The following is a 25,066-nucleotide window of genomic DNA, read 5'->3' on the forward strand; positions in this document are numbered from 1 at the left end:
CACGAACCAGCACTGCTGTCGCTGGCAAGCAAAAAGCGCCGGCCGCAGCCAGCGCCTTGATTGCTATTCCAAAAAGTCCTTGAGCTGCTTGGAGCGGCTCGGGTGGCGCAGCTTGCGCAGGGCCTTGGCCTCGATCTGCCGGATCCGCTCACGCGTGACGCCGAAGACCTTACCAACCTCTTCCAGTGTCCGGGTGCGGCCATCGTCGAGGCCGAAGCGTAGACGCAGCACGTTTTCTTCACGGTCAGTCAGCGTGTCAAGCACGTTTTCTAGCTGCTCCTTCAGCAGTTCGTAGCTGGCGTGATCCTCTGGCGAGGTCGCGTTGTCATCCTCGATGAAGTCGCCCAGGTGGGAGTCATCCTCTTCCCCAATTGGGGTTTCAAGGGAAACTGGCTCTTGCGCGATTTTCAGGATTTCGCGCACCTTCTCGGTCGGCATATCCATCTCAGCCCCGATTTCTTCCGGCGTTGGTTCACGCCCGAGGTCTTGGAGCAGCTGACGCTGGATGCGAATCAGCTTGTTGATGGTTTCGACCATGTGGACCGGGATGCGAATCGTGCGGGCCTGATCGGCGATGGCACGGGTAATGGCCTGACGGATCCACCAAGTCGCGTAAGTCGAGAACTTGAAGCCCTTGCGGTAGTCAAACTTCTCGACGGCCTTCATCAAACCCATATTCCCTTCCTGAATCAGATCCAGGAACTGCATCCCCCGCCCAACATAGCGCTTGGCGATGGACACGACCAGCCGCAGGTTTGCTTCGGCCAGCCGCTGCTTGGCTTCCTGATCACCTTGCTCGATCTTTAGGGCCAAATCGACTTCCTGGTCCGCCGTCAAAAGCGGCACGCGGCCGATTTCCTTCAGGTACATGCGCACAGGGTCGTTGATCTTGACGCCGGTTGGCGCGGACATGTCGGATAAGGCCTTCTTGGAAACCGGCTTTTCCTTCTTCAAGCTGGCTTCGGCCGGATCGCCGTTTTCATCCACGATCGAAATCCCGTTGTCTTCAAGCTGCTGCATCAGGTCATCGACGGCTTCGCTCTTCAGCGCGAATGGCTTGACGATTTGCTTGACCAGCTCTTCGTTGGTGATTTCTTTATCTTTCTTGTAGTCCTTGATCACCTTCTTGACTGCGGCATCGTATTTCTTGGTCTCTGCGTCAGTAGGCTTAGCACTAGTTTCCTTGGCTGATGCCTTTTTTGCCGCCGGCTTTTTGGCAGTGGACTTAGTCGCTGCCTTGGTGACGGTTTTTTTCGCCGCCGCGGTGGTAGCTTTGGTGCTGGAAGCAGGCGCCTTCTTGGCCGTGCGCTTGGCGGCTGGTTTGGCCTCAGTCGTCTTCTTGATGGTTTGTTTCTTTGCAGTTTCTTTTTCAGCCATAAAAGTGCCTCCTATAACTTCATTCTTCAGCTGCAGTCTTAAGCTGACGCTGCAGCTGAATATACTTATCTAACAACGCGTCAACAGTGGCGTTATCGCCAAGCTGCTGCGCCTGGGCCAATTGCTGCTTCACGGCCTGAAGCGATCGTTTGACGCCGCCCTGCGCGATCGCTTGAATCAGCGCAGTGACGCCGTCATCATCCGTTTCAGGGTGATCCTCAAACTCGAGGGTCGCGACCGTGGGACTGGTTGCTGGATCCAAAGTATCGATAAATCCGGCGACCGTGGGTGACGGGTCGCTTTTGGCGTACGCGACCCAAGCATCAAACAACTGCTGGTACACGGCATCAGGAAACTGGAAGTCAGTTTGATGAAGCCGCGTGGCCACAGCTGACTGGTGGAAACTCAGCTGAAGCAGCTGGCGTTCGGCCTTTTCAAACCGGTCGTAATGTGGCGCGGCAACCGGCGGCGCGGCCGCCTGCTGGCCAAAGTCCTCCGGCGGCGGTGGCGGGGTACCCCAGTCTTCGCTAGTGGCCGGCTTTGGGTTGATTGATGGCAGCTGCTGGCGCAAGGTTTCGGCCGGGACCCCGGTCAAATCGCTCACCTGTTTGAGGTACAGGCTCTGCGCGACCGGCTCCCTTTCCTGGGCAATTTCCTTGAGAGCCGCATCGATGTACGCCAGCTTATCCTGGTCGGCGGTCAAATCACGGTCTTGCACCAGGTAGTTCAGGCGAAAGCCAATTGGCGTCAGCGTGTGTTGGACCTGCTTGGCAAACGCCTCAGCGCCCTTGGCCTGGATGAAGTCATCCGGGTCTTGACCATCAGGCAGCACCACCACGCCCACTTGCAGCTGCGGGTGGTCTTTTACCAGTGCCAGGGCGCGGTCTGCGGCGCTTTGGCCAGGAGCATCACCGTCGTAACAAATCGTGAGTCGCTTAGTCTGGCGGCTAATGATGCCGACCTGCTCCTGCGTCAAACTCGTGCCCATTGAGGCTATGCCGTTTGGCACCCCCGCCTGGTAGGCCGCAATCACATCCATGAACCCTTCAAACAGCAGCGCGCCGCTTTCCTTGAACGCATTTTTGGCCTGATCGAGATTGAACAGCACGTCACGTTTGTTGAACAAGGCGGTTTCGGGGCTGTTCAGGTACTTGGCCTGACTGGCCTCTTTGGTGAGGATGCGCCCGGAAAATCCGATCACGTCGCCGTACGCATCTTTCAGCGGGAACATGACGCGATCGTTGAAGCGATCAAACAGGTGCCCTTGATCATCCTCGACGAACAGCCCAGAGGCGCGCTCTTCGTCGTAACTGACATCGCGACTGTCCAAAAATTTCTTCATCAAGCTCCGGTCGGCGGGCACGTACCCGACTTCGAAGTGATCGATGGTGGCCTGGCTCAGTCCCCGGTTTGTGAGATACGCCAGCGCGGGCTCGCCACCCTTAGTGTTGACCAGCAGGTGGTGCATCATGTCGGTCACTTCGCGCAGCAGTTGCTTTTGCCGCGTCTTCGCCGGGTCTTCCGGCTGGCGCGTTGGGGTCACCGTCACGCCCAGCGGGATGTTGGCAAACGCCGCGACCTTGGCCACGGCTTCAGGAAAGGTGACATGGTCATACTGCATGACGAAATCAAACACATTGCCGCCGCGCCCGCAGGAGAAACATTTAAACAGCTGCTTGCTTTCCGACACCGAAAACGAGGGGGTGTGCTCAGCCTGAAACGGGCACAAACCGAACAGATTTTGGCCTTGCTTGCGCAGCTGCACGACTTGGCCGATGTAATCGGCAATATTCACGGTCGTGCGGACCTGATCGATCACTTCTTTCGGGATTCGAGCCATCCGTGATCCTCCCTCCCATAGCGGTAAAAAGTCGCACTTCAAGGTTGAAATGCGACTTCGTTTTTGCCATTTACGACAGACTAATACAAGCTATAGTATAGCCGGTGTGCCGCGGAAAAGCAAGCTATTTAACGATGACGGCGGTGATGTCGCCAAACTGTTGAATGAGGCTGGCCAGCCCGGTCAGCTCGGCTAAGCGGTTGGTGCGGACCTGTTTATCATCAGCCATGATCATCGTTTCAGTAAAGTAATCGGTGATGACCGCGGTCAGCCCGCGCAGCGCCTGGTAATTCGCCTCACTCGGCTGGGCATCAAAGTCAGCCTTGACCGTGCTGACGGCGTCGTGGAGCGCCTTTTCGGTGCTGTTTTCAAACAACGCCACGTTGACCGCCACATTTTGTGGATCCTTGTCGGCAATCCGCAGCACGCGGCCGAGGGCTTCCATGGTCGCCTTAAAGTCAGGATCGTCCTGATGTGCAGTGAGGATCTTGGCGGCGTCGATCATCCCCGTGACGTCGACTGTTGGGGCGTTTTGCACGGCGTCCAAGATGTCGTGACGGATTTTGCCGGTGCCTAGGAACTGCCCCACGCGGTCGCGGAAAAAGTCAGCGACGGCGGCCTGATTCTTCCCCCAGTCGAGGCCGGCCAGCTGATCATTTTGGGTCAGCTGCGCGACGACCTGTTTCTGCAGTGCGGACACATCGAACTGCCAGTGCTGTGCGGCCACCATCCGGACGATGCCGTATGCCTGCCGGCGCAGCGCGTAAGGGTCGTTTGAGCCAGTCGGGATCAGGTCAACAGCAAAGAAGCTCATCACGGAGTCGAACTTGTCGGCGATTGCCAATAGCGTGCCGATTGTCGATTGCGGCAGTGCCCCGTCCGCAGAAATCGGTTCGTAGTGTTCGCGAATCGCCTGCGCGACGGCCGGATCCTCCCCGGCCAAGGTGGCGTAGACCTCGCCCATCACCCCTTGCAGCTCGGCAAATTCGCCAACCATCGCGGAGACTAGGTCAAATTTATAGATTGAAGCCGCCCGCAGCAGCTTCTGCTTGTCGGCGTCTGCAAGGCCCACGTGATCCGCCAGCAACCCGGCGATGGTCTTCACGCGTGCCATCTTCTCCGTCATCGACCCGATCTTGTCGTGGAAGCTGACGGTCTTCAGGCGATCCACAAACTGGGCGATTGTCTTCTTGCGGTCCTCCGCGTAGAAGAACGCGGCGTCTTCCAGGCGTGCCGTTAGGACCTTGACGTTCCCCCGGATCACATTGTCGAGGTGATCGGCGTTGCCGTTGCGGACCCCGATGAAGGCGTTGACCATTTTGCCTGCTTGGTCGCGGGCGTAAAAGTAGCGCTGGTTGTCCTTCATTGAGGTGATCAACACGGCTTCTGGAATTTCGAGGTATTTCTCGTCAAAGCGGCCCGCAAAGGCGGTTGGCCATTCAACCAGGTTGTTGACCTCTTCCAGTAAATCTTGATCCAGGTCGATCTGCCACTGGTTATCCGTGGCGATTTTCTCAATTTGGGCTTTGATCAAGGCCTTGCGCTCGTCGGCATCGACCAGTACCTTCTCGCCGCGCAGGGCTTCAACATAATCACTGGCCTGCTTCAAGTCGACAGGATGGCCAAGGAAGCGGTGACCTTCGGTGCGGCGGCCGGCCTTGATATCCAGCAGCTGCATCGGCACCACCTGGTCATCAAGCAGCGAAACCAGCCAGTGAATGGGCCGGATATACTCGAAATCGTAGCTGCCCCACTTCATGCGGGTGGGGAAAGTCAAGCTCTTGATCACGTCGACCAGCCCAGGCAAAATCGCTGACGCGGGCTTGCCGGCTGTCTGCTTGTGCAGGTAAACGTACTCGATGCCTTTCAGTTCGCGGAACTCGATGTCATCAACGGTCATCCCCTGACCGCGCGTGAACCCGATGGCGGCCTTGCTCCAATTGCCGGCCGCGTCCTGCGCGATTTTCTTGGCCGGGCCTTTGACGTCTTCTTCGGTATCTGCCTGCTTGGCCGCCAGACCCAACACTTCGATCGTCAACCTGCGCGGAGTGGAATAGGTGTTGATTGTTTCATAATCCAGGTGGTTGTCCTTGAGAAACTGGCCGGCTTTTTGCGCGAATTGCTTAACGCTTGGCGTGACCACATGGGCGGGCATATCTTCCAAACCGATTTCTAGTAAGTATGTTGCCATTAGTCTGCCTCCTCTACTTGGTGCTTCAAAAGCGGGAAGCCCAGCTTCTTGCGCTCTTCAACAAACGCCCGCGCGACCTTGTGCGCCATCTTGCGAATCCGGCTGAGATAGCCGGCTCGTTCGGTGACCGAAACCACGCCGCGCGCATCCAACAGGTTGAAGGTGTGGCTGCATTTCAAGATGTAGTCATAAGCCGGGTGCACGAGCCCGAGATCCATCAGGCGCCAAGCCTCTTTTTCGTACGCATCAAAGAACTTCAGCAGCATGTCCTGGTCGGACTCTTCAAAGGAGTACTTGGAGTGCTCGTATTCTGGTTCCTTGAAAATGTCGCCGTACAGCACACCGTCGCCCCATTCGAGGTCGAACACCGAATTCACGTCCTGAATGTAGGACGCCAGGCGCTCCACCCCATAGGTGATCTCGCTGGTCACCGGTGAGACTTCAAGGCCGCCAACGACTTGGAAGTAGGTAAACTGGCTGACTTCCATGCCGTCAAGCCAAACTTCCCAGCCAACCCCGGCGCAGCCCATTGACGGGTTCTCCCAGTTATCTTCAACAAAGCGAATGTCGTGTTCGAGCGGGTCGATGTTCAAAGCGCGCAGCGAATCCAGGTAATAGTCCTGAATATTCTCCGGCGACGGCTTCATCACGACCTGGAACTGGTGGTGTTGGTACAAGCGGTTCGGGTTTTCCCCGTAGCGGCCATCGGCAGGCCGCCGGGACGGCTCAACATACGCCGCGGCCCACGGCTCCGGGCCGATGGCGCGCAGGAACGTGTAGGGACTCATGGTGCCGGCCCCTTTTTCTGTGTCATAGGCCTGCATCAGCATGCAGCCCTTGTCAGCCCAGAAGTTTTGCAGGGTCTGAATCATTTTCTGGACACTCATTTTCTTGCTCATTGCTTCCTCTTTTCTGGTCATGAAAAAAGCGCCTCTATGCCAAAATCAGCATAGGGACGCTTGCGCGCGGTTCCACCCTACTTCAAGTCAGAGACTTGCCCTTACTTAAACATGGCTCGAAAACGCCCGTCGCAGCTCGGCCGGCAGGGCTTTCACTGTCCCCTGCTCGCTGCATGGCCCATGGCCTGCGACGCTTTTTCTCATCACCGATTCAATTGCATTAAGTATAGCACGCCCCACCTGCTGGTCAAGTTCAGCCCTGTTTAGGATAGGTGCGAAGAACCGGCGGCGTGTAGTGGTCGATGAACTGCCCAAGGGCGGACAAGTCCGCCGTGAACAACAGTTTACTGCGATCCGCCGCGGACAGAAACCCTTTTTCGACCATCTGATCGTAAAAGGTCGCCAGGGAATCGTAATAATGCGCCACGTTGTAAAACGCACAGGGACTGGCGTTATCGCCCACCCGCGCCCAGGAGAAGGCCTCGCTGATCTCCTCCAGCGTGCCGGCCCCGCCAGGCAGCGCCACGCAGGCGTCCGCCAAAGCCAGCATTCGCTTCTTGCGCGCCGCCATGTCCGAAACGACCTCAAGGTTCTGTAATCCGGCCAGGGCCGCGCCGCGCGCATACAGATTCTCCGGCATCACCCCGTGCACCGTGCCGCCGGCCGAGAGCACGGCCTCGGCCAGCGTCTTCATCAGGCCGACGCCACCGCCGCCGTACACTAACTCAAACTGGTTTGCGACCAGCCACTCGCCCAGTTCACGGGCCGCCTGCTCATAGACTGGGCCGCCTGAATAGGCCCCACAATACACCGCCATTTTTCTCATTGCGCCACCTCCGCTGCCAGAATACCACAAAACCCGCAGTCATTAAGCCTGCGGGTCCTGTCAAACATTAGTCTTCGTCTTGATCTGGCGCCTTGTGCTCACGCTCGTTGTGCCACTCGTTCAAGCTGACCAGTGCCGACGTCGTGATCGGCAACAAGATGACCAGTAAGATCAGGCCGATGATGACGCCCAGCGCGACTTGAATCAGCGTGGTGACGCCACTAGGCATCAGGGCCGCAAACGTGCCGCCCAGGATCACCGCCGCGGACAGGACGACTGCCCCGATGATCGTGGCTGCCTTCAGCATCCGGATGCGAATGTCAGGTTCCTGACGCCCATCGCGGAAGCGAACCATCAGGAAGATACTGTAGTCGACGCCAAGGGCCATCAGCATGATGAACGTGAAGAACGGCGTGTTCCAGCTGAGCAGCGGCCGACCCAACACAACATTGGACAGCAGCCGCGTCATGCCCATTGAGGCGACATAAGCAGTGATCAAAGTCCCGAGGATCGTGATCGGTTGCAGCACGGACTCGGTAACGAAAATCAGCGCAATGAAGATCCCAATCACCATGATCGAGGCGGTGCGCAGGAAGTCGCCGTTCGCAAGGCTGCGCAGGTCGTGATTCTGAGCGGTTTGGCCGCCAATCGCGACGGTGGTGCCAGCCAGGCTGCTGTGCTTGACCTTGGCCGCCAAATCACGCTGCAAGACGCCAAAGCGCTTGTCTGTCTGATCGGAGTTCGGATCGCCTTTCAGCACGATGGTCATCGTGGTGATTTTGTTGTTGTCATACATGTACGCATCAAGTGCCGGCTTAAAGGCCTTGGAATGGACCGAAGCTTTAGGCAGGTAGAACTGGTTGCCCATGTACGACCCTTGAAGCTCAGTCAGGTACTGATCCATGGAGTTTGACCCTTTTTCCAAGGCAGATAACCCATCGGTCGCAGACCCTAACCCATCTTCCAGCTTGGTCAGCTGACTGCTCATCTGCTGGAGCTTGGTGTTCAACTCCTGCACGCCAGCGTTGACCTGCTGACTGCCTGCGGTCAGCTGGCCGGCGCCACTATTCAAGGTGGCGCTATTAGCCGCTAACTTGCCGGTTCCGGCGGCTAAAGTCGAAGCGCCTGCCGCCGCCTGGCCGGTGCCACTGGCTAACGTGCCAATGCCGCTGACGGCTTGGTTGGTGCCAAGGCTCAACGCGGCCAGGTTGGCGGCCAACTTCTGGGTGCCTTGACTCAAGGTCCCCGTCCCGCGGCTGAGCGCCGCTGCGCCACTGGCCAACTGCGCAGCACCATTATTTAACGTTGGCACATCGCGGCTGGCTTCGGTCATACCATTTTGCAGGGCCGCAGTGCCGCCGTTAATTTGCGTTAAGCCGGCATTCAGCTGGTTGAGCGCCGCGGCAGTTTGACTGCCCATGGCCTGCCCTTGGCCGGGTTGACTGTTCAGATAAGCCACCAGCTGCTGGGCCTGGGCCTGATACGCCTTCAAACTGCTTTGAAGGGCGGTCAGCTGCGTACTCATCCCGGCGGCGCCTTGCGTGAGGCTTTGCACGCTGGCGTTTAGCTGGCTGGTGCCACCGGCGACTTGACCGGCGTACTGACTCAAGCTGGCCGCACCGGCGTTTGTTTGATCAACGCCGGCACTGACCGCCTGCGCGCCTTGACTGAGCTGACTTGCGCCGCTCGCCAGCTGGCCGGCACTGCGATTCAAGGTTTGCGTCCCGGTATTCACAGCCGAAACCCCTTTGCTCAGGCTCTGGGCGCCGGTGTTCGCCGCATTGACGCCGGCTGTGTACGTACTCAGGCCAGCCTGCATCTCCTGCATCTTGCTTTGCAGCTGATCAGTCCCGTTGGCGAGCTGCTGGACTTGGCCCATGCTGCCGGACACATTGGCGGCCTTCATTTGGGTGCTGGCGCCGCTGAGCCCGGACTTGATTGTGGCCAGGCCCTTTTCGGAGGTCTTGAGGCCCTTCGTGATCGTGTTCAACTGCGAGCGCAAGTACATTTGATCAAGCTTGCTGCCACCCGGTTCGGTGACCGACGCCACCGTTTTGACCCCAGGTTCTTTTTGCAGGTACTGGGTGAGTTCGTCGACGGCAGCCAGTTTGGCCGGCGTGTCCATCGGCGTCTTGCTTTGAATGTACACCGTCGCCGGCTCGGTCATTCCCTTGGAGAAGTGGTCTTCAATCACCAGGTAGCCCTGTTTGGACTGGTAGGTGCTTGGCACTTCTTCTGCGTTATTGAAACTCTCCTTGGCATTCATCATGGCCAGGGTAAACGGGACCGCCAGGACCGCGATGGCTGCCAGCCACAGCGCGGGCTTGCTCATCGAGGCGCGAGACAGGCCGTACCACAGCTTGCTGGAGGTTTCAGCGCCATCGATCTTGCTCGGCCAGAACATCCTGGCCCCCAAAGTGGCCATGAAGAACATGTTCAAGGTCAATAGCACTGGCAGCAGCACCAGCACCCCGATTGCAACTGCTGAAGCACTTTGGTAGAAGGAGAACTTCGCCAGCCACAAAACAGAAAAGCCAATCAGCACTGAGACCCCGGAGTACAACACGGTGCGGCCGCCGTGGCGCCGAGTCGCCCGGGTCGCCTCAAGCGCAGACTTGCCTTTGGCCAGCTGACCCTTGAAGTAATCGTAAAGCAGGATGTTGTAATCCGTGCCGATCCCAAACAGCACGATGACCATGAAGACCTGAGTGAAGTTGGAAATTGGGAAGTTCACGTATTTCGCTAGGTTCATCACCACACTCAAGCTGGTGATAAAGGCGACCCCAACGTTGACCAGTGATAACACTGGGACAATGGGCGAGCGGAACACGATGATCAGGACGATAAAGATAAAGATGATCGCGATGATCTCGGTTTTTTGAATGCCTTTTTCCGTGACGTTGGTGAAGTCGTCATTTAAGGCATCGGCACCGGTCACATACGTCTTCAACCCTTTGACCTTCAGCTGAGCGCGCAGCTTGGCCACCTGTGTCTTGACCAGCGGGCCGTCTTTAACGGTGATCTGCGCCAGCTGGGTGGTCTTGTCCTTAGCAATCAGCTGCTTGCGCGTTTCCGCGTTATCGTTGGGCCGCATCACCGACTTGACGCGCAGCCCGGACTCGCTTTTCAGGTCGTGCAGCGTGCGATCAATACGCTTGGTCTGAGCCGCAGTGAGTGCCTGATTGCCGTTTGAGAAAACCGCCGTGTAGGTGCGCACTGGTTTGCCATTCGCCTTTTTCTGGATGCGCGTGGCAACTTCGCTTTCGACATTGTTTGGCAATTTCACCGCGCCGTTGTCGCGCACTAAGGCGTTGACATCGGGCATAAACACGACCGCCAACACAACGACGATCAGCCAGGTAATGGCTGCTAAACCATGATGTTCGAAAAATTTCTTCATGTGAGAACCCCTCAATCACTTGTATACTTTTAGACACTTGTCAAACGTTCAAGGCTATGATAAAGTACAGTCGAAAGTCAGACAAGGGACAATGAATGGCCTATCGTCTGAATTTAGACAATAGCTGAAAATAGTCCAGAAAACAGACTGAAGGAGCACATGAAAATGAAATACGATCCCAGCCAGAAACTCACGCGCGGTGCTAAACGAACCCTGTATGCGTTTTCAGAAACCATGTTTAATTTGCTTGGTGAAAAGCCGTTTGACAAGATCAGCGTCAATGAGCTCTGCCAGGAGGCTGACTATCCGCGCGCGACGTTTTACAACTACTTTGATGACAAGTACGACTTGCTCACCTACTGCTGGTATCGGCTGCGCCAAGAAGTGAAGCTGGATTCCCTGTCCGCCGCCAAAAGCAGCGAGACCTTTCTGGAGGCGTTCGCGCAGATCTACAACGTGTTCGACACGCACAGAGAGTTGCTGGTCAAAGTCGTCGCCCACAATCCGCTGGATTCGCCGCTCGTCTTTAACTTCACTAACTACTTCACTGGGGTGTTCTCAAACCTCATGGCCGCCAGCGATCAGCCCAAGCGCCTCGAAACGCCGATGGAGCTGGTGGCGCAGCATTACAGCACCACCGTTCTGTTGATCCTCGAATGGATCTTCCTGGCCGGCCATCACGTCTCACTGAAAACAGCCGAGGCTTACGCGCAGGAGCTGCTCGCACCAACCATGCTCAAGGCCTTAGCCTAAAAATAAAGTAAGCCAAAATTGCCTAGTCGCGTTTCATAAAGCAACGCCCAAGCACACAAACGCCCCTGCACCGCGATTTTGAAAAACAAATCACGGTGCAGGGGCGCTTGTGCTTTGGGCTAAACCCGCTTTATGTCTCAGCCTTTTTATTTGCCGATCAGCGCCGGCAGCTCACCTACCAGGACGCGGTCGATTGCGGCCAGAACACCGTGCTGCTGGTTGGTTTTGGTGTGATACTTACCATACTGCCACATGTTCTCAGTGGCGTTGTCGACGAGCACCGGATACCCAACCGTTTGCATCATTTCAATGTCGTTGTTGGTGTCGCCGAAGGCCATCATGGCTTCCGGCGCGATCCCCAACACGGCGCCGAGCTGAGTCAGGCCGTTGCCCTTATTGGTCGTTTTCGGCATGACATCGATAAAGGTCGGCCCGCCGACGGTCAGCGCTAATTCTTGGCCAAACCGCGGCTGGTAAATCGGCTCGATGGCATCGTAAGCGCCGCCGTGCGGGAAATACAGCGAGAGCTTCGCGAGCGGCGCATCCAGCTTGGCTAAATCAGGGGCGATCTTGAAGCGCGTGATAAAGCTGCTGAGGGCCGGTTGGTACTGCCGCTCGTGCGCGTCAAGGTAGGTGGCATCAAGCCCGTTGCCAATCGCGATCGCGTCATCCTGAGTGCGAACAAAGTTCACGATCTCCGCCACCTGAGTCGGCGTGAGATACGTCGCCCCGACCACCTGGCCGGCGTGCTTGAGGACCCCACCATTTTCGGCCAGAAAACTCATCTGCTCGCGCACCGGGGCGAAAAGGTCTTCAAGTGTGTAAACGCCCCGGCCACTGGCGGCGACAAACTCGATGCCGGCCGCGTGCAGCGCCTTGACCCGGTCAAAAATGCCCACCGGCAGACTGCTGTCATCCAGCAGCAACGTTCGATCTAAGTCACTGGCAATCAGTTTCACTGGTGTCATGTTTACACTCCTTTGGATTGAGACAATGTGCCATGATCGTCGATCAGCTGCTTCAGCACCCGGTCGACCCCCTTTTCGGCATTGGGCGGGGCGACCAGCCCCGTCACGCCTGCCAGCGCCGGATCGCCGTCTGCCATGCGCATCCCGAAGCCCGCTGCCTGCAGCATCGGCGCATCGTTTTGGGCGTCGCCGAACGCCAGGACTTGCGCCAGTGGCACGTGCAGCCGCTGGCACAGCGCAGTCAGCGCTGACCCTTTATTGACCCTAGCGTCAGTGATGCCCAGTGCGTCGGCCTCACCTGCAGTCACCTGCAGAACCGCGCCGAATTGCGCGGTGATTGCCGTCTGCACGGCAGCCAGGCGCGAGGGCGAAACCAGCAACGTGACCTTGGCCACATCATCAAGCCGCGTGAAGGCCGAGACCTCAGTAACGCGCAAGAAGAACTGCCGCAGCTGGGCAGACGCTTCTGCGTGCCCGGTGAGCAGCTCGGCCCCATTCAGTCGGCACAACACCGGCAATGCCCCCAGCGCGTCGGCTTGGTTGATCAGGGCTTTCACTGTGTCCTTCGCCAGCAGCCGCGCCTGAATGACCCGACCGCGGCGGGCCACCACCGCACCGTTGTGTGCGATCACCCATTCAGCCCCTGGCAGCAGCGCCAACAAGGTGGGCAGATCCCGGCCGCTGACCGGCACAAAGTCAATGCCGCTCGCAGCCAGCTGTTGAAGCAGGCCGACGGTGGCCTCGGCGAGAACGCCGGTTGGCCGCAGCAGCGTGTGGTCGAGGTCGCTGGCGACCAGTTTGATCTGCGCCATCAGTTGAAGTGGTAAATCTGCTGCAACAGCCGATAAAAATCGACGCTGGTGTGGCGGACCAGCCAGCCTGGCAGATTGACCCCAACGCCCACCACGCTGGTGCGCGCCTGACGATAAAAGCGCGGCGCCGTCATGCGCATGTAGCGCCAAAGATTGGTTTTTTTCTGCCGGGCCTCAGGCGTTCCTTGCCGCAGCAGCAGGATTGAGGAGATGCCGGTGACGATTTCCGTGTACCGGGCCATGTACCGGTAAAGATGCGGCTCGAGCTCGCCCGCTGCGGCAATTACCTTGATCATGCGCCGGTTCACCGCCAGCTGCTGGTCAATGCGCTTGATCATGACGGATTCGTGAACGGACTGGTCCGGCCGCCCGATAAAGTAGTGATAAAGGTCGACATCCAAGTAATACAACCGCTTGGTCTGCGGCAGCGGCTCCAGCGCAAACAAATTGTCGACGTAAAACGTGTGTGTGGGCAGTTGAAGCGGCAAGTCGCGCAGCAGCGCAGTCCGGTAGATCAGCGCGTGCATCAGCAGGTACTGCCCGACTGGCAGGCGAACCTCAGGCCAGCCAAAAACGCGGTGCTGCGGCAGGCCGTGGCGGTAGCGCGTCACTTTTTTGTGGCGCGCGCCCACCTTGTCGTAAATGTAATTGCTGATGAACAAATCCACCGGCGCGGGTAAACTTTCAAGCGTCCTCAGCACCTGGTGAAAAGCGGCCTCATCAAGCCAGTCGTCCGAGTCCACGACCTTGAGGTAAGTCCCAGTTGCCACCTTCAGACCGGCATTGATGGCCCCGCCGTGGCCGGCGTTTGCCTGGTGCACTGCCCGCACTTGCGTCGGATAGCGGCGCGCATAGTCGTCAACCAGTGCCGGCGTGCCATCCGTTGACCCGTCGTCGACCAAAATAATTTCCACCGCAGTGCCGCCCACGAGCAGCGAGTCAACACAACGCGCCATGTAATCGGCCGCGTTGTAACAAGGCACAATCATGCTGAGAGTCTTCAATCACCAAACCCACTTTCCCGTCAAGTAAACGCTTGTTCAATCATAATATAATTTGCCTCTGCCCGCACGCGCAAAAAAGACCCGGCTTAATTCGCTGGGTCTGAAGGGTGAAGTGGCGGCAGCTTGTCCTGCCAGCTTTGCATTTGGTCTAAAAAGCGTTTGGCCTTGGGCACGGTGCCCACCATGTCCTGATAAATGCGATCAAGGACTCGCCGCAGCTCACGCTTGGTGGCGGCGCTGACGGTGATCGAGTGCAGCTGGTGCAAGTCAGTCACGGAAAACCGCCGCAGCAGGTAAAGCGCCTTGGGCTGCACGTGGAAGCGGTAGTCGTCAAGCGCCCAGTGGTCCTGACACAGCAAACCGCCGTATTTTTCCGAGAAATCAAGCGGCAGATCTGTGCGCCCATCCAGCACGCAGGCGCGCCAGTCCGGGGCCACCCCAAACGCGCCGAGCAGCTGCACTTCCGCGATGTTTGCCACGATGCCCGCATCAAAGCCGGCATCGATCAGGTGGAGACTGGTGGCCGCAAAGTCGTACCAGCCGCCTAAATTCTCGCCATCCGGAAACGCCAGGTCGATCAGCCCCAGCACATAAGTCGCGTAGGCATTAAGTGAAATATCACCGGCGATTTGCTGAAACTGTTCGACGTGCTTAACGGCGCTGAGGTACGACAGGCCTTTTTCGTTGATGGTGCCAACATAAGTGCCTTGGGTAAACGGCAGAATGCCTGCCGCCAAAGGGAAGCCCGGCTTGCGCGCCCGATGAAGCAAAAACATCCGCTTGCCAAACTGATCCGTCGCCAGTTTGACCAGCATGTCAGACTCACGGTAGTTCTGCCGCGACAGCACCAGGCCGGCAAAGGTCACATCGCGGCGCGCCATCAGTGCAGGTCCTTGATGTTGTAGCCAAGGCTGCGCAGGTACTGGTTGTTATCGCGCCAGTTCTTCTGCACCCGGACCCACAGCTTCAAATTGACCGATTCACCCAGCAAGGCCTCAATGTCGCGGCGGGAGCGAATGCCGATCTGTTTCAGCATCGCGCCGCCTTTACCGATGATAATCCCCTTTTGCGAGTCGCGCTCAACGATGATGTACGCCTCGATTTGAAGCTTGCCGTTGACCCGGTCCTTCATGCGCTCGACCTCGACAGCAACGGAATGCGGCACCTCGTCGCGCGTCAGCTCAAGGATTTTTTCCCGGATCAGCTCGCCGACGACAAAATACTCAGGGTGATCCGTCAGCTGATCGTCCGGGTAATACTGCGGGCCCTCAGGCAGTGCCTTGGTCAATTCACTGAGCAGCTCGTCGACGTTATTGCCCATCGTGGCAGAAATCGGGAACACGCCGGTAAACTCGCGGGCCGTCTGGTACTGCTTGATGCGCGGCAGCAAGTCGTCGGGGTGAACCAGGTCGATTTTGTTGATGACCAGGTAAACTGGGGTCTTCACCGGCTTGAGCTGATTGATGATGTATTGGTCGCCAGGGCCCATGGCCTCGTCGGCCGCGACCATGAACAAAACGGCGTCGACCTGGTTCAGGGTTGACAGCGCCGCCGTATCCATGTAATCGTCCAGCTGGTTCTTCGGCTTGTGGATCCCGGGGGTGTCGACAAACACAATTTGGACGTCATCCGTGGTGTAGATCCCGTTGATCTTGTTGCGAGTGGTCTGCGCCTTGGGCGACATGATCGCAATTTTCTCGCCCAGGATGCGGTTCATGAACGTGGATTTACCGACGTTTGGCCGGCCGATAATGGCAACGAAACCTGAATGATGACTCATTTCTGCATATCTCCTTTGGTAAAAGCCCCTGGCAGCAAATTCGCCACGGTGGTGTCAGTCTGCTCGCCGGTCAAGTTGGTCAAGGTCACCGGCGCGTCCGGCGCAAAAAACTCTGCCATCACCTGCCGGCACGCCCCACACGGCGAGATTGGCCCGGTGGTGTCGCCGATAATCGCGATTGCGTCCAGCCGCAGGTGCCCAGCCGATACTGCTTTGAAAATGGCGGTTCGCTCGGCGCACATTGCCAGCCCGTAGCTCGCGTTTTCAATGTTGCAGCCGGTAAAAATCGTGTCGCCCACCTTCACGGCGGCGCCGACCTTGAAATGGGAATACGGCACATAGGCTTTTTCACGCGCCTGTTTGGCCGCCTCAATCAATTCATCCATGTTTCATCCTCCTAACCCCAGCTCGTCAGCAGCTGCCACAGCGGCGGCAGGAACACATACAGACCGCAAACCACGGCGATGCCGCTGGCAACAAGCACGGCGCCGGCACTCATGTCTTTAATCCGCTTGGCCCGCTCGTCGAACTGATGGCCGACCACTAAATCGACGACATTTTCGATGATGGTGTTCCACAGCTCCATCAAAAAGACCAGCATCACCGCCAGCAGCAAGATGAACCACTGAAAGCGGCCGACCTGAAACACCCAGGCAAAAATAAACACGACCAGCGCCATCAGACCTTCGCGCCGAAAATTCCCTTCGCGCAGGTAAACCCCAAATAAGCCGGTCAGCGCATGCTTAAGGGACTGACCAAAGTGGTGATTTTTCTCGATTTGCTTATCTCGGGAGGCCATAGGCGTCTAGGATCTTTTCTTGCAGCGGGATCATGACCGCTTCGTCTTCCGGCTTGATGTGATCGTAACCGTTCAGGTGTAAAAAGCCGTGGACCACCGTGTAGCCCAGCTCGCGTTCAAATGAGTGACCGTAATCCTTGGCCTGGCGCGCCACCTGGTCGGGGTCGATGAACAAATCGCCGATATTTTCCGGCATGTCAGGGAACCCGACCAACTGCTCGTCGTCGCCGTCTTCAATGGCAAAAGAAATGACATCAGTCACCCGGTCGGTGTTGCGATACTGCTTGTTGATGCGATGAATCTCCTCATCGGAAACAATCGTGATCGACATCTCGGTGTCTTCGGCTTTGTTCAGCTCTTTGCCGGCAAACTCAACCAGCTCCTTAGCCAGCTTTGTGTGGGCATCATCCAAGCGGTGGTCGTCATCATAAAATTCCAGATCCATTATGCTTCTCCTTTAGTTGGTGCATCGTCTTTGGGGTATTCAATGCGAGTGTAGAAGGTGCTGGTCAAGCCGCCGACCAGCGAGGCCTCGACCTGCCGCAGCTGTTCGACCGTGATGGGCGACTCGTCAAACTGCCCATCCAACAGACGCTCATTGGTGATGTTGTGAACGAACGTCTGAATCGACGCATGCGTCGGGTGCTTCATCGACCGCACCGCGGCCTCACAGGTGTCGGCAATGTTGACCACCGCCGCCTCAATGGTTTGCGGCTTCGGGCCATCGTAGCGATAGTCGCTTTCCTTAGTGCTCGGGTCGGCTTCTTTGGCCTCATGGTAAAAATACTTCATCAGCGTGGTGCCATGGTGCTGCTGACAGATGTCGATGATGAACTGCGGCATGTGGCGCGCCTTGAGCATTGCCACGCCGTCTGTGACATGGGCAAAAATGATGGCTGCCGATTCTGGCGCCGTCAGGTGATTGTGCGGCGAGTCGAAGCCTGCCGGCTGATTCTCGGTGAAATACAGGGGCTTTTTCAACTTACCGACATCGTGGTAATAACAGGCCACGCGGGTGAGCATCGTGCGCCCGCCGATCGCCGCCACGGCGTTGGACGCCAGGCTTGCGACCATCATGCTGTGATGATACGTCCCAGGCGCCTTTTCCATCAAATCTCGCAGCAGCGGATCATTGGGGTCACTCAGCTGGTTCAGCTTAAACACCGAATCATCCTGCCAAATCATTTCCAGGTACGGCGTGGCGCCAAGCGCCAGCACGTAGCCGAGCACCTGCCCGACCACCACGAAACCCAGCGACTGCCAGGTGGCCAGTGCCGTAAAGCGAGCCCCTTGCAGCAGCAGCGTGCTCAAAGTCAGCAGCAAGTTGACCCCCACGACCCAAAACGCCACCAGTTTGGCCTCATCGTTCAAGCGCTTGCGCTGCACCATGACCGCCAGCACGCCAGAGGTCAGGTAGCTGATCGCGGTGGCGGCGGTGAACAGGGTGCCGGTCGTCGAATAAAAGACGAAAAATGCCAGGAACGTCTGCATTAAAGCGGCCAGCAGCGCAAAGCGGCGGCCGATAAAGTTGCGCAGCAGCAGCGGCACCAAGGCTGCCGGCAGCAGCATGGCTAAGTTGGCCCCGCCGGTTTTGGCCACAAAGCGCAGCCCCAGCATCACGAGTACGGAAAGCCCGATCAGGCCGCTATACAGCAGGGCAAGCTTGCGCTGGCGGTTTGCCGGGTACTGCCGCAGCAGCGTCAGCAAGGCAATGGCCTGAATCGCCACTAGCAGCAGCAGGCCAAACAACGCCCAAGGCGCGCGCCGCTTGGTCAGCCCCAGCACATCTAGTTGATGGCTGACGGTACGGTCAACGATTTGCCCCTGCTGCACGATCACCTGCCCCTGCACGATCTCCACCGGGTCCACCGCCAGCCGGGCTTCCGCTTGCTTGGCCTTGGTCTTGGCCTCGTTGATCAGCTGATTGGGGATGATCGTCTGTTCGATCAACGTCGTGCCCATCCGCCGCTGCGCAGTGGTCAGGTCGCTGGTCGATAGTTCCGCCGTGGCCGCCTTCTGGGCACTGGCCAAGTTTGAGTCGGTCAACCGGCCCTGCAACTGGCGCTCAACAGCAGGCACAACCGTTTTGAAAACCGTGTCCCGCTCCTGGGTGGTCAGCGCGAAGGCCGCCCTATAAAAGCGGTCGGGAAACTGATAAAAATACGGGTACTCGCTTTTCGCATAGGTGTCTCGGAACGCGGCCGTTAAGGCACTGGGCGTTGGTTTAACGTACACGGCATTCGCGTCTTTGCCAGAGGCGTCCTGATATTTTTTCTGGGCAGCACTGACCACCTGGTTTTCGGTGGTCGTCATCGCCTTTTGCAGCCGGTCCAGCTGGTCTTGCTGCTTGGTGCTGACCGTTGAATCATAGCTGTAAACTGGGGCAGTCGCATTGGCTGCCGCTTTGCGCGCCTGGGCCGTGGCAGGTTGATCCTGCACGGTTTGAGTGGCAATGATGGTCTCTTCTGCCGGCGTGTTCAGGGTGACATGCACCGGCTTGGGTAAGGTGATCCACGCCAGGGCAAAAATTAATGCCGCCGAAAGCAACCCGACCACCAGCACGGCACTTTTGCGCCACTTCACTGCGTTTTGCATGGGCCCTCCTGACTATTGGGGTTGGTCAGCCTTCCCGTACGCCTCGATGATCTTGGCCACGACCGGGTGGCGCACGACATCACTGGCCGAAAAGCTGGCAAACCCGATGTGATCGATGTCCTGTAAGATCCGCTGGGCCTGGATCAGCCCACTGCTTTGATGGTTCGGCAGGTCAATTTGGGTGATGTCACCATTGACGATCATTTTGGAAGAAAAGCCCAGGCGGGTCAGAAACATTTTCATCTGCGCCTGGGTGGTGTTTTGCGCCTCATCCAAAATGGCAAACGCATTGTCCAAGGTGCGCCCGCGCATGTAGGCAAGCGGCGCGATCTCGATCACCCCGCGGTCCATCAACCGGTTGGTGTGGTCAGTGCCCAGCACGGCGTACAACGCGTCGTAAATCGGGCGCAGGTATGGGTCCACCTTTTCCTTCAGGTCGCCAGGCAGAAATCCGAGGTTCTCCCCCGCCTCGACTGCCGGGCGCGTGAGGATCAGTTTTTCGACCTCACCGGCCTTCATCGCGGCAACGGCCATGACCACGGCCAGGTAGGTTTTCCCAGTCCCGGCCGGGCCGATGCCAAAGGTGATGTCGTTGTGCTTGATGGATTGAACGTACTGGCGCTGGCCAAAGTTCTTGACGCGAATCGGCGCCCCCTTGGCATCGCGCAGCAGCGTTTCGGAGTACATGTCGGCAAAATACTCCAGGGTGCCGCGCTGCGCCATGTTGACACCGGAGACCACGTCCTGAGGCGCAATCGCGATGCCGCGGCTCAGCAGGGTCACCAGTTGCTGAATCAGTTGATAAGCAAGACTAGTGGCCTTGGGACTGCCGGAAATTTTCAGTGTGTCGCCAAACGGGGCAATCAGCACGTCCAGCGCTTCTTCGATCAGGGTGAAGTTTTCATCATTGATCCCAGCAAGGGCGATCGCCTGATCGGTGCTGGCTAGGGACAGGGACTTTTCTACGGATTCTTCTGCCAAGAAGCCGCCTCCTCATTGAGTTTCTTTCATTTTACCATAAAAAAGCCGCGTCACAGCGAAGTGACGCGGCTTCCCAACGGGCAATCAGGATTACTGAAGCTTCCCCTTGACCAGCTTGTTAACCAGGGCTCCATCAGCTTGACCCTTGACCTTCGGCATCAAGGTCTTCATGACCTTCCCAAAGTCCGCCTTGCCGGTAGCGCCAGTTTCCTTGATGGTCTCATCGACGAGCTTTTCGACCTGCGCCTCATCCATCTGCGTCGGCAGATAGGCTTCAACGATCTTGATTTCCGCCTTAAGCAGGGTCACCAAGTCCTCGCGGCCGGCGTTTTCGAACTCCGTCAGACTTTCCTTGCGCTGCTTCAGCTCGGTCGAAAGTACCGCCTGTTCCTCAGCGTCGCTCAGGTCATGGCCAACTTCAATCTGCTTGTTTTGCAGTGCGGCCTTCAGCATCCGGACGGTACTCAAGGTGGCCTTGTCCTTGGCCTTCATTGCTGTTTTCATCTGTTCGTTCAATTGATCCAACACTGCCATGATGAACTCCCTTTCTTTATTTGCAACAAAAAACGCGCACCAGGTCGGCGCGCGTCCGCGAATCTTTAGAACTTCTTGCGCTTGCGTGCAGCTTCGGACTTTAACTTCCGCTTAACGCTTGGCTTTTCGTAGAATTCCCGCTTGCGGTATTCGGCTAATGTACCTGACTTGGATACGGTGCGCTTGAAGCGCCGAAGAGCATCATCGAGAGATTCGTTTTTCTTAACGACTGTCTTTGCCATATGATATCCCTCCCTCCGACACTTGCGTAACCATCGATTCTTGCATCTCTAGTTCTCAACTATTATATCGAACATCAAAAAACGCGTCAATACGGCAATCGCGAAATATGTGAGATATTTGGCAAAAAACTGGGACGTTTGCCGCAAAAACGTGCCTGAGGCCTAATTATGATATGATAACGGTATCAATACGCGAAGGACGGGAGAAAAATGGGCGAAGAAACGAACTACTACATTATTTCGGATTCAATTGGGGAAACCGGGTTAAAACTGGCACAGGCGGTGGCCGCGCAGTTCGCCGGCCAAAGCGCCCACTACCTCCGGTTTCCGTTCGTGCACGAGCAGAAAAAGTTGTTGGAAACCCTCGACGCGGCTAAAGCCGACTCACGTGCGCTGGTGATCGCCACTTTGGTCACCCCAGGATTGGCCCAGGCCGGGCGCACTTACGCCAAGGAGATCGCACTGCCCTTCATCGATGTCATGACGCCGATCCTGCATGCCGTCGCTGCGGAAACTGGCGATCAACCCAGTGGCGTCGCCGGGGCGGTCCACAACTTGGACGAGAAATACTTCGACCGCATCTCCGCGATGGAGTTTGCCGTGATGTACGATGACGGCAAAGACCCCAAGGGCTTTTTGGAGGCCGATATCGTGCTGCTCGGCGTTTCTCGCACCAGCAAAACACCGCTGTCGCTGTTCTTGGCGAACCGCAACCTCAAAGTCGCTAACCTGCCGCTGGTCCCGAACGCCCACATTCCCGAAGAAATCTGGAAGGTCGACCCCAAGAAAATCGTGGGGCTGACCACCGACGCCTCGGTCCTGATGGAATTTCGCCGCCAGCGCATGATCGCTTACGGGCTGAATCCTGACACCGCCTACTCCGCTCGCGATCAGGTCAACGAGGAGCTGACCTTCGCCGACGACCTGTACAAGAAAATCGGCTGCATGGTCATCAACACCGCCCACCGGTCAATCGAGGAAACCGCCATGCTGATTCTGGAGCACATGGGCCTTGACGAAACTGACGACCCCACCAAACAATAAACTTTCAGACGCGCAAACGGCCACCCGACTAGTTTAGTCGGATGGCCGTTTGTTATGTGATTGCCTGCAGGCTACTTGCTTAGCGGCGCTGCGACCAGCGCGACCAGCTGCTCCGGGCGAAAGGCTTCGTCCTTCAGCCAGCCGATCTCGACCCCATACGGCGGGACCATGTGCGCCTTGTCCGAACCCACGTATGGCGTTTCGAGGATCTTGGGAATAGCGGTCAGCTGCGGGTGATGGACAATCGCATTCAGGCAGTCAAAGCCCAGTGTGCCAAACCCGATGTTCTGATGCCGGTCCTTGTGCGCGCCTTGCGGATTTTTCGAGTCGTTAACGTGCACCACGGCCAGCTTATCCAGCCCGATCACGTGATCAAAGGCGTTGAGCACCCCATCGAAGTCTTCCTTGACGTTGTAGCCGGCGTCGCTCATGTGACAGGTATCCATTGTGACCGCGATCTTGTCCTTTAGCTCGACTTGGTCGATGATGGCGGCCAGCTGCTCAAACGTGCGGCCAACCTCCGTGCCTTTGCCGGCCATGGTTTCCAGCGCGATGAGCACATGCTGATCAGGTGAGATGATCTCGTTTAGGCCCTTGGCGATCTGCGCGATGGCGGCAGCATCGCCGGCGCCAACGTGGGCCCCGGGGTGAAACGGCATCGCGTAAGCGTGCAAGGCATCGGCCCGAGCAAGTTCTTCCTTCATGAACTGCACCGCAAAGGCGTAGTTTTGTGGCTTGACCGTGTTGCCCAGATTCACGATGTACGGCGCGTGGATCACCAGGTGCGACAGGCCGGCGGCTTTCATGTCGGCCAGGCCCTCGGGGATGCGCATTGCCGACACGTCCTTGCGCCGGGTGTTTTGCGGGGCCCCGGTGTAAAACTGCAGCGTGGTCGCGCCGTAACTGGCCGCCTCCGCCACGGCCCCGACGAACATCCCCTTACCCTTCATTGACACATTTGCCCCAATCAGCATGGCTCTTCCTCCTTAAAAAGGCCGCGTCGCCGCAGCCCCAGTTTAATCTGTTTTCGGTTCGTAAAAATGCCCCATGATTTTCACCGACTGGGTGATCGACACGAACGCATACGGGTCGCTGCGCCGCATGGCATCTTCGAGGTCGTAAATCTCCGCCCGGGTGATAATGGTGAAGAGAATCGTTTTCTCCTCGTGGTGAAAGGCACCTTCCGCGTCGTGCACAATGGTGATCCCGCGCCGCAGGGTGTTTTGAATCTCGTTGACGACGGCTTTCTGCTGGTCGGTCACGATCATCACCTGCAGGCGCTGCTGCCGGGTGTACATCGCGTCCATCACACGCCCGTTGATGAAGATGGCAAGCGCCGAGTACAGTGCGTGCGGCCAGTCGTTGACAAAGCCGGCCAGGAAAATGATCACAATGTTAATGGCGATGTTGACCGAGCCGATGGTGGCGCCGGTTTTCTTGCGCCACACAATGCCGACAATGTCGAGGCCGCCGGTAGAAATGTTATTGCGCAGCGCAAAGCCGGTGCCCAAACCGTTGATCACCGCCCCGAAAATCGCGCAGACAATGGGATCGGTGGTCAGTGGTTTCACTACGCCCAACAGGCGGATCATGATAGTGGAGAAAATGACCGCCAGGAACGTGAACAAGGTGAACCGGTGCCCAATCTGCTTCCAGGCAACCACAAACAGCGGCACGTTCAGCAGGAACAGCAGCGTCCCGGTTGAAAACAGGTCAGTGGTCGCCATCGGACCAAACGGGGTGCCGAAGGACACATTGAACCACTTACGCACGACGGTGGCCAGCAGCTGGGCAGCCCCGGTGACCCCGCTGGCGAAGACGCCCCCTGGTTCCCAGAACATGTTCAGCGCCAAAGCGACACAGATACTGTAGAAAAACGCGGCGGTCAGCCGGCTCCAATTTTGGTGGCGGCGGATCAAGCGGTCAATTTCTTGCATAACAATCCCTTTCTGAAGGCTTAGTATGGCTAAGTATACCACAGCCAACCGCCACCCTTCGCGCCTGGCTTGCTTTCAGAAAAAATAAAACCGACCCCAGAAAAGGCTCTGGAGTCGGCGCGGTTAATGCTGCCAGTGCTGAGCTTTGAACTGCTCACGGCCGCCGCGCTCTTCCATTTCAAAGCGCAACGGGTTCTTCTTGTAGAAGTCCTGGTGGTAGTCCTCAGCCGGGTAGAACGGCTTGGCAGGTTCGATGCTGGTCACAATGGGCTCAGCAAACTTGCCGCTGGCCGCCAGCTTGGCCTTTGAGGCCTCGGCAATGGCCTTTTGCTCAGGCGAGTTGTAGAAGATCACGGGGCGATAAGAATCACCGCGGTCTTGAAACTGGCCCATCGCGTCAGTCGGATCGGTTTGCTGCCAGTAAATCTCGACCAGTCGCGCGTAAGAAATTATCGCCGGGTCAAACTTGATCTCCACGGCCTCGGTGTGGCCGGTGGTGTGACTAGCGACCTGCTCGTAAGTGGGATTTGGCACGTCGCCGCCGGTATACCCGGAGATCACGGCGTTGATCCCAGGCTGGGTATCAAACGGCTGGACCATGCACCAGAAACATCCGCCGGCAAAGATTGCGGTTTCCTCTGCCATATTACTTTGCCTCCTCAAACAACTGCTTGTACTGACCATACCCCTGTGCGTCCAGGTCGGCTAGGGGGACAAAGCGCAGCGCCGCCCCATTGATGCAGTAGCGCAGCCCGCCTTTGTCCTGCGGGCCGTCATTGAAGACATGCCCAAGATGCGAATCAGCCTCTTTGCTGCGCACCTCAACGCGCTCCATGAAAAAGCGGCTGTCCCGCTTTTCAGTCAGCTTGGCGATTGGTTTGGTAAAAGACGGCCAGCCGCAGCCGGCATCGTACTTATCCTGGGAGGAAAACAGCGGCTCCCCGGACACGACATCAACGTAGATCCCGGGCTGGTAAAAATCGTCGTACTCACTGCTAAACGGCCGCTCAGTGCCAGCCTTTTGCGTGACGTCAAACTGCTCAGGAGTCAATTGCTTACGCAGTTCATTCAAGTCTTTTTCCAT

At 57.5% G+C, this 25,066-nt stretch carries 24 protein-coding genes; 2 read left to right on the forward strand and 22 right to left on the reverse strand.

What is annotated here, in order from left to right; all coding sequences use genetic code 11:
• Positions 1 to 63: 63 nt before the first annotated feature.
• The 6 genes from rpoD to EKM86_RS00450 form a co-directional block, all read right to left on the reverse strand.
• Entirely contained in the window at positions 64 to 1,377 is a 1,314-nt protein-coding gene (rpoD, locus tag EKM86_RS00425; RefSeq protein WP_125754534.1) for an RNA polymerase sigma factor RpoD, read from the reverse strand.
• A gap of 19 nt (positions 1,378 to 1,396) precedes the next feature.
• A complete protein-coding gene (gene dnaG / locus EKM86_RS00430; protein ID WP_125754536.1) occupies positions 1,397 to 3,217 on the reverse strand; it encodes a DNA primase in 1,821 nt (606 codons plus the stop codon).
• A gap of 124 nt (positions 3,218 to 3,341) precedes the next feature.
• Positions 3,342 to 5,408, reverse strand: coding sequence for a glycine--tRNA ligase subunit beta (gene glyS / locus EKM86_RS00435; protein WP_125754537.1), 2,067 nt, complete (start codon positions 5,406 to 5,408; stop codon positions 3,342 to 3,344).
• The gene (glyQ, locus tag EKM86_RS00440; protein WP_125754596.1) at positions 5,408 to 6,307 is read right to left on the reverse strand and encodes a glycine--tRNA ligase subunit alpha; all 900 of its coding nucleotides are present in this window, start codon (positions 6,305 to 6,307) and stop codon (positions 5,408 to 5,410) included. Before glyQ ends, glyS begins: the two co-directional genes overlap by 1 nt.
• A 253-nt stretch (positions 6,308 to 6,560) precedes the next feature.
• A complete protein-coding gene (locus tag EKM86_RS00445) occupies positions 6,561 to 7,133 on the reverse strand; it encodes an LOG family protein (RefSeq protein ID WP_125754538.1) in 573 nt (190 codons plus the stop codon).
• A 67-nt stretch (positions 7,134 to 7,200) separates the two neighbouring features.
• Positions 7,201 to 10,533 (reverse strand): MMPL family transporter, encoded by a 3,333-nt coding sequence (locus tag EKM86_RS00450; protein WP_125754539.1) that lies wholly within the window; start codon positions 10,531 to 10,533, stop codon positions 7,201 to 7,203.
• A gap of 159 nt (positions 10,534 to 10,692) precedes the next feature.
• On the opposite strand from EKM86_RS00450, the gene EKM86_RS00455 reads away from it, so the two are divergent.
• The gene (locus EKM86_RS00455; protein ID WP_125754540.1) at positions 10,693 to 11,286 is read left to right on the forward strand and encodes a TetR/AcrR family transcriptional regulator; all 594 of its coding nucleotides are present in this window, start codon (positions 10,693 to 10,695) and stop codon (positions 11,284 to 11,286) included.
• 146 nt (positions 11,287 to 11,432) lie between these two features.
• Here the strand turns inward: EKM86_RS00455 and EKM86_RS00460 are convergent, their stop codons facing one another.
• The 12 genes from EKM86_RS00460 to rpsU all read right to left on the reverse strand — a co-directional run bounded on the left by EKM86_RS00460 (position 11,433) and on the right by rpsU (position 21,001).
• Positions 11,433 to 12,254 carry an HAD-IIB family hydrolase gene (locus EKM86_RS00460; RefSeq protein ID WP_125754541.1) on the reverse strand — a complete coding sequence of 274 codons (822 nt, stop codon included), beginning with the start codon at positions 12,252 to 12,254 and terminating at the stop codon, positions 11,433 to 11,435.
• 2 nt (positions 12,255 to 12,256) lie between these two features.
• On the reverse strand, positions 12,257 to 13,066 hold the full coding sequence (locus EKM86_RS00465; RefSeq protein ID WP_125754542.1) for an HAD family hydrolase: 810 nt from the start codon (positions 13,064 to 13,066) through the stop codon (positions 12,257 to 12,259).
• Positions 13,066 to 14,070 carry a glycosyltransferase family 2 protein gene (locus EKM86_RS00470; RefSeq protein WP_125754543.1) on the reverse strand — a complete coding sequence of 335 codons (1,005 nt, stop codon included), beginning with the start codon at positions 14,068 to 14,070 and terminating at the stop codon, positions 13,066 to 13,068. The genes EKM86_RS00465 and EKM86_RS00470 overlap by 1 nt, the downstream gene beginning before the upstream one ends.
• An 86-nt stretch (positions 14,071 to 14,156) precedes the next feature.
• Positions 14,157 to 14,951, reverse strand: a complete 795-nt coding sequence (gene recO / locus EKM86_RS00475; protein WP_125754545.1) for a DNA repair protein RecO — start codon at positions 14,949 to 14,951, stop codon at positions 14,157 to 14,159.
• Positions 14,951 to 15,850: a GTPase Era gene (gene era / locus EKM86_RS00480; protein ID WP_125754546.1), complete on the reverse strand. Its 900-nt coding sequence runs from the start codon at positions 15,848 to 15,850 to the stop codon at positions 14,951 to 14,953. The genes recO and era overlap by 1 nt, the downstream gene beginning before the upstream one ends.
• On the reverse strand, positions 15,847 to 16,236 hold the full coding sequence (locus tag EKM86_RS00485) for a cytidine deaminase (protein WP_125754547.1): 390 nt from the start codon (positions 16,234 to 16,236) through the stop codon (positions 15,847 to 15,849). The genes era and EKM86_RS00485 overlap by 4 nt, the downstream gene beginning before the upstream one ends.
• A gap of 11 nt (positions 16,237 to 16,247) precedes the next feature.
• Complete coding sequence (locus EKM86_RS00490; protein WP_125754548.1) at positions 16,248 to 16,649, reverse strand: diacylglycerol kinase family protein; 402 nt, start codon at positions 16,647 to 16,649, stop codon at positions 16,248 to 16,250.
• The gene (gene ybeY / locus EKM86_RS00495) at positions 16,633 to 17,094 is read right to left on the reverse strand and encodes an rRNA maturation RNase YbeY (RefSeq protein ID WP_125754549.1); all 462 of its coding nucleotides are present in this window, start codon (positions 17,092 to 17,094) and stop codon (positions 16,633 to 16,635) included. The genes EKM86_RS00490 and ybeY overlap by 17 nt, the downstream gene beginning before the upstream one ends.
• Complete coding sequence (locus EKM86_RS00500) at positions 17,094 to 19,244, reverse strand: HD family phosphohydrolase (protein ID WP_125754551.1); 2,151 nt, start codon at positions 19,242 to 19,244, stop codon at positions 17,094 to 17,096. The genes ybeY and EKM86_RS00500 overlap by 1 nt, the downstream gene beginning before the upstream one ends.
• Positions 19,245 to 19,256: 12 nt before the next feature.
• Positions 19,257 to 20,225 (reverse strand): PhoH family protein, encoded by a 969-nt coding sequence (locus tag EKM86_RS00505; protein ID WP_125754552.1) that lies wholly within the window; start codon positions 20,223 to 20,225, stop codon positions 19,257 to 19,259.
• A gap of 90 nt (positions 20,226 to 20,315) precedes the next feature.
• Positions 20,316 to 20,759, reverse strand: coding sequence for a GatB/YqeY domain-containing protein (locus EKM86_RS00510; RefSeq protein WP_125754554.1), 444 nt, complete (start codon positions 20,757 to 20,759; stop codon positions 20,316 to 20,318).
• 65 nt (positions 20,760 to 20,824) lie between these two features.
• Positions 20,825 to 21,001 carry a 30S ribosomal protein S21 gene (rpsU, locus tag EKM86_RS00515; protein WP_054661478.1) on the reverse strand — a complete coding sequence of 59 codons (177 nt, stop codon included), beginning with the start codon at positions 20,999 to 21,001 and terminating at the stop codon, positions 20,825 to 20,827.
• Between the two features lie 210 nt (positions 21,002 to 21,211).
• Between rpsU and EKM86_RS00520 the strand changes: the two genes are divergently transcribed.
• Positions 21,212 to 22,045, forward strand: coding sequence for a pyruvate, water dikinase regulatory protein (locus EKM86_RS00520; RefSeq protein ID WP_125754555.1), 834 nt, complete (start codon positions 21,212 to 21,214; stop codon positions 22,043 to 22,045).
• Between the two features lie 71 nt (positions 22,046 to 22,116).
• On the opposite strand, the gene EKM86_RS00525 is transcribed toward EKM86_RS00520, so the two are convergent.
• The 4 genes from EKM86_RS00525 to msrB form a co-directional block, all read right to left on the reverse strand.
• Positions 22,117 to 23,019, reverse strand: coding sequence for a deoxyribonuclease IV (locus EKM86_RS00525; RefSeq protein WP_125754557.1), 903 nt, complete (start codon positions 23,017 to 23,019; stop codon positions 22,117 to 22,119).
• 42 nt (positions 23,020 to 23,061) lie between these two features.
• Complete coding sequence (locus tag EKM86_RS00530) at positions 23,062 to 23,982, reverse strand: YitT family protein (RefSeq protein WP_125754558.1); 921 nt, start codon at positions 23,980 to 23,982, stop codon at positions 23,062 to 23,064.
• 123 nt (positions 23,983 to 24,105) lie between these two features.
• Positions 24,106 to 24,627, reverse strand: coding sequence for a peptide-methionine (S)-S-oxide reductase MsrA (gene msrA / locus EKM86_RS00535; RefSeq protein ID WP_125754559.1), 522 nt, complete (start codon positions 24,625 to 24,627; stop codon positions 24,106 to 24,108).
• 1 nt (position 24,628) lies between these two features.
• Positions 24,629 to 25,066 carry a peptide-methionine (R)-S-oxide reductase MsrB gene (gene msrB, locus EKM86_RS00540; protein WP_125754560.1) on the reverse strand — a complete coding sequence of 146 codons (438 nt, stop codon included), beginning with the start codon at positions 25,064 to 25,066 and terminating at the stop codon, positions 24,629 to 24,631.

It is taken from the genome of Lacticaseibacillus hegangensis, from assembly GCF_003946465.1.
GTDB lineage: Bacteria > Bacillota > Bacilli > Lactobacillales > Lactobacillaceae > Lacticaseibacillus > Lacticaseibacillus hegangensis.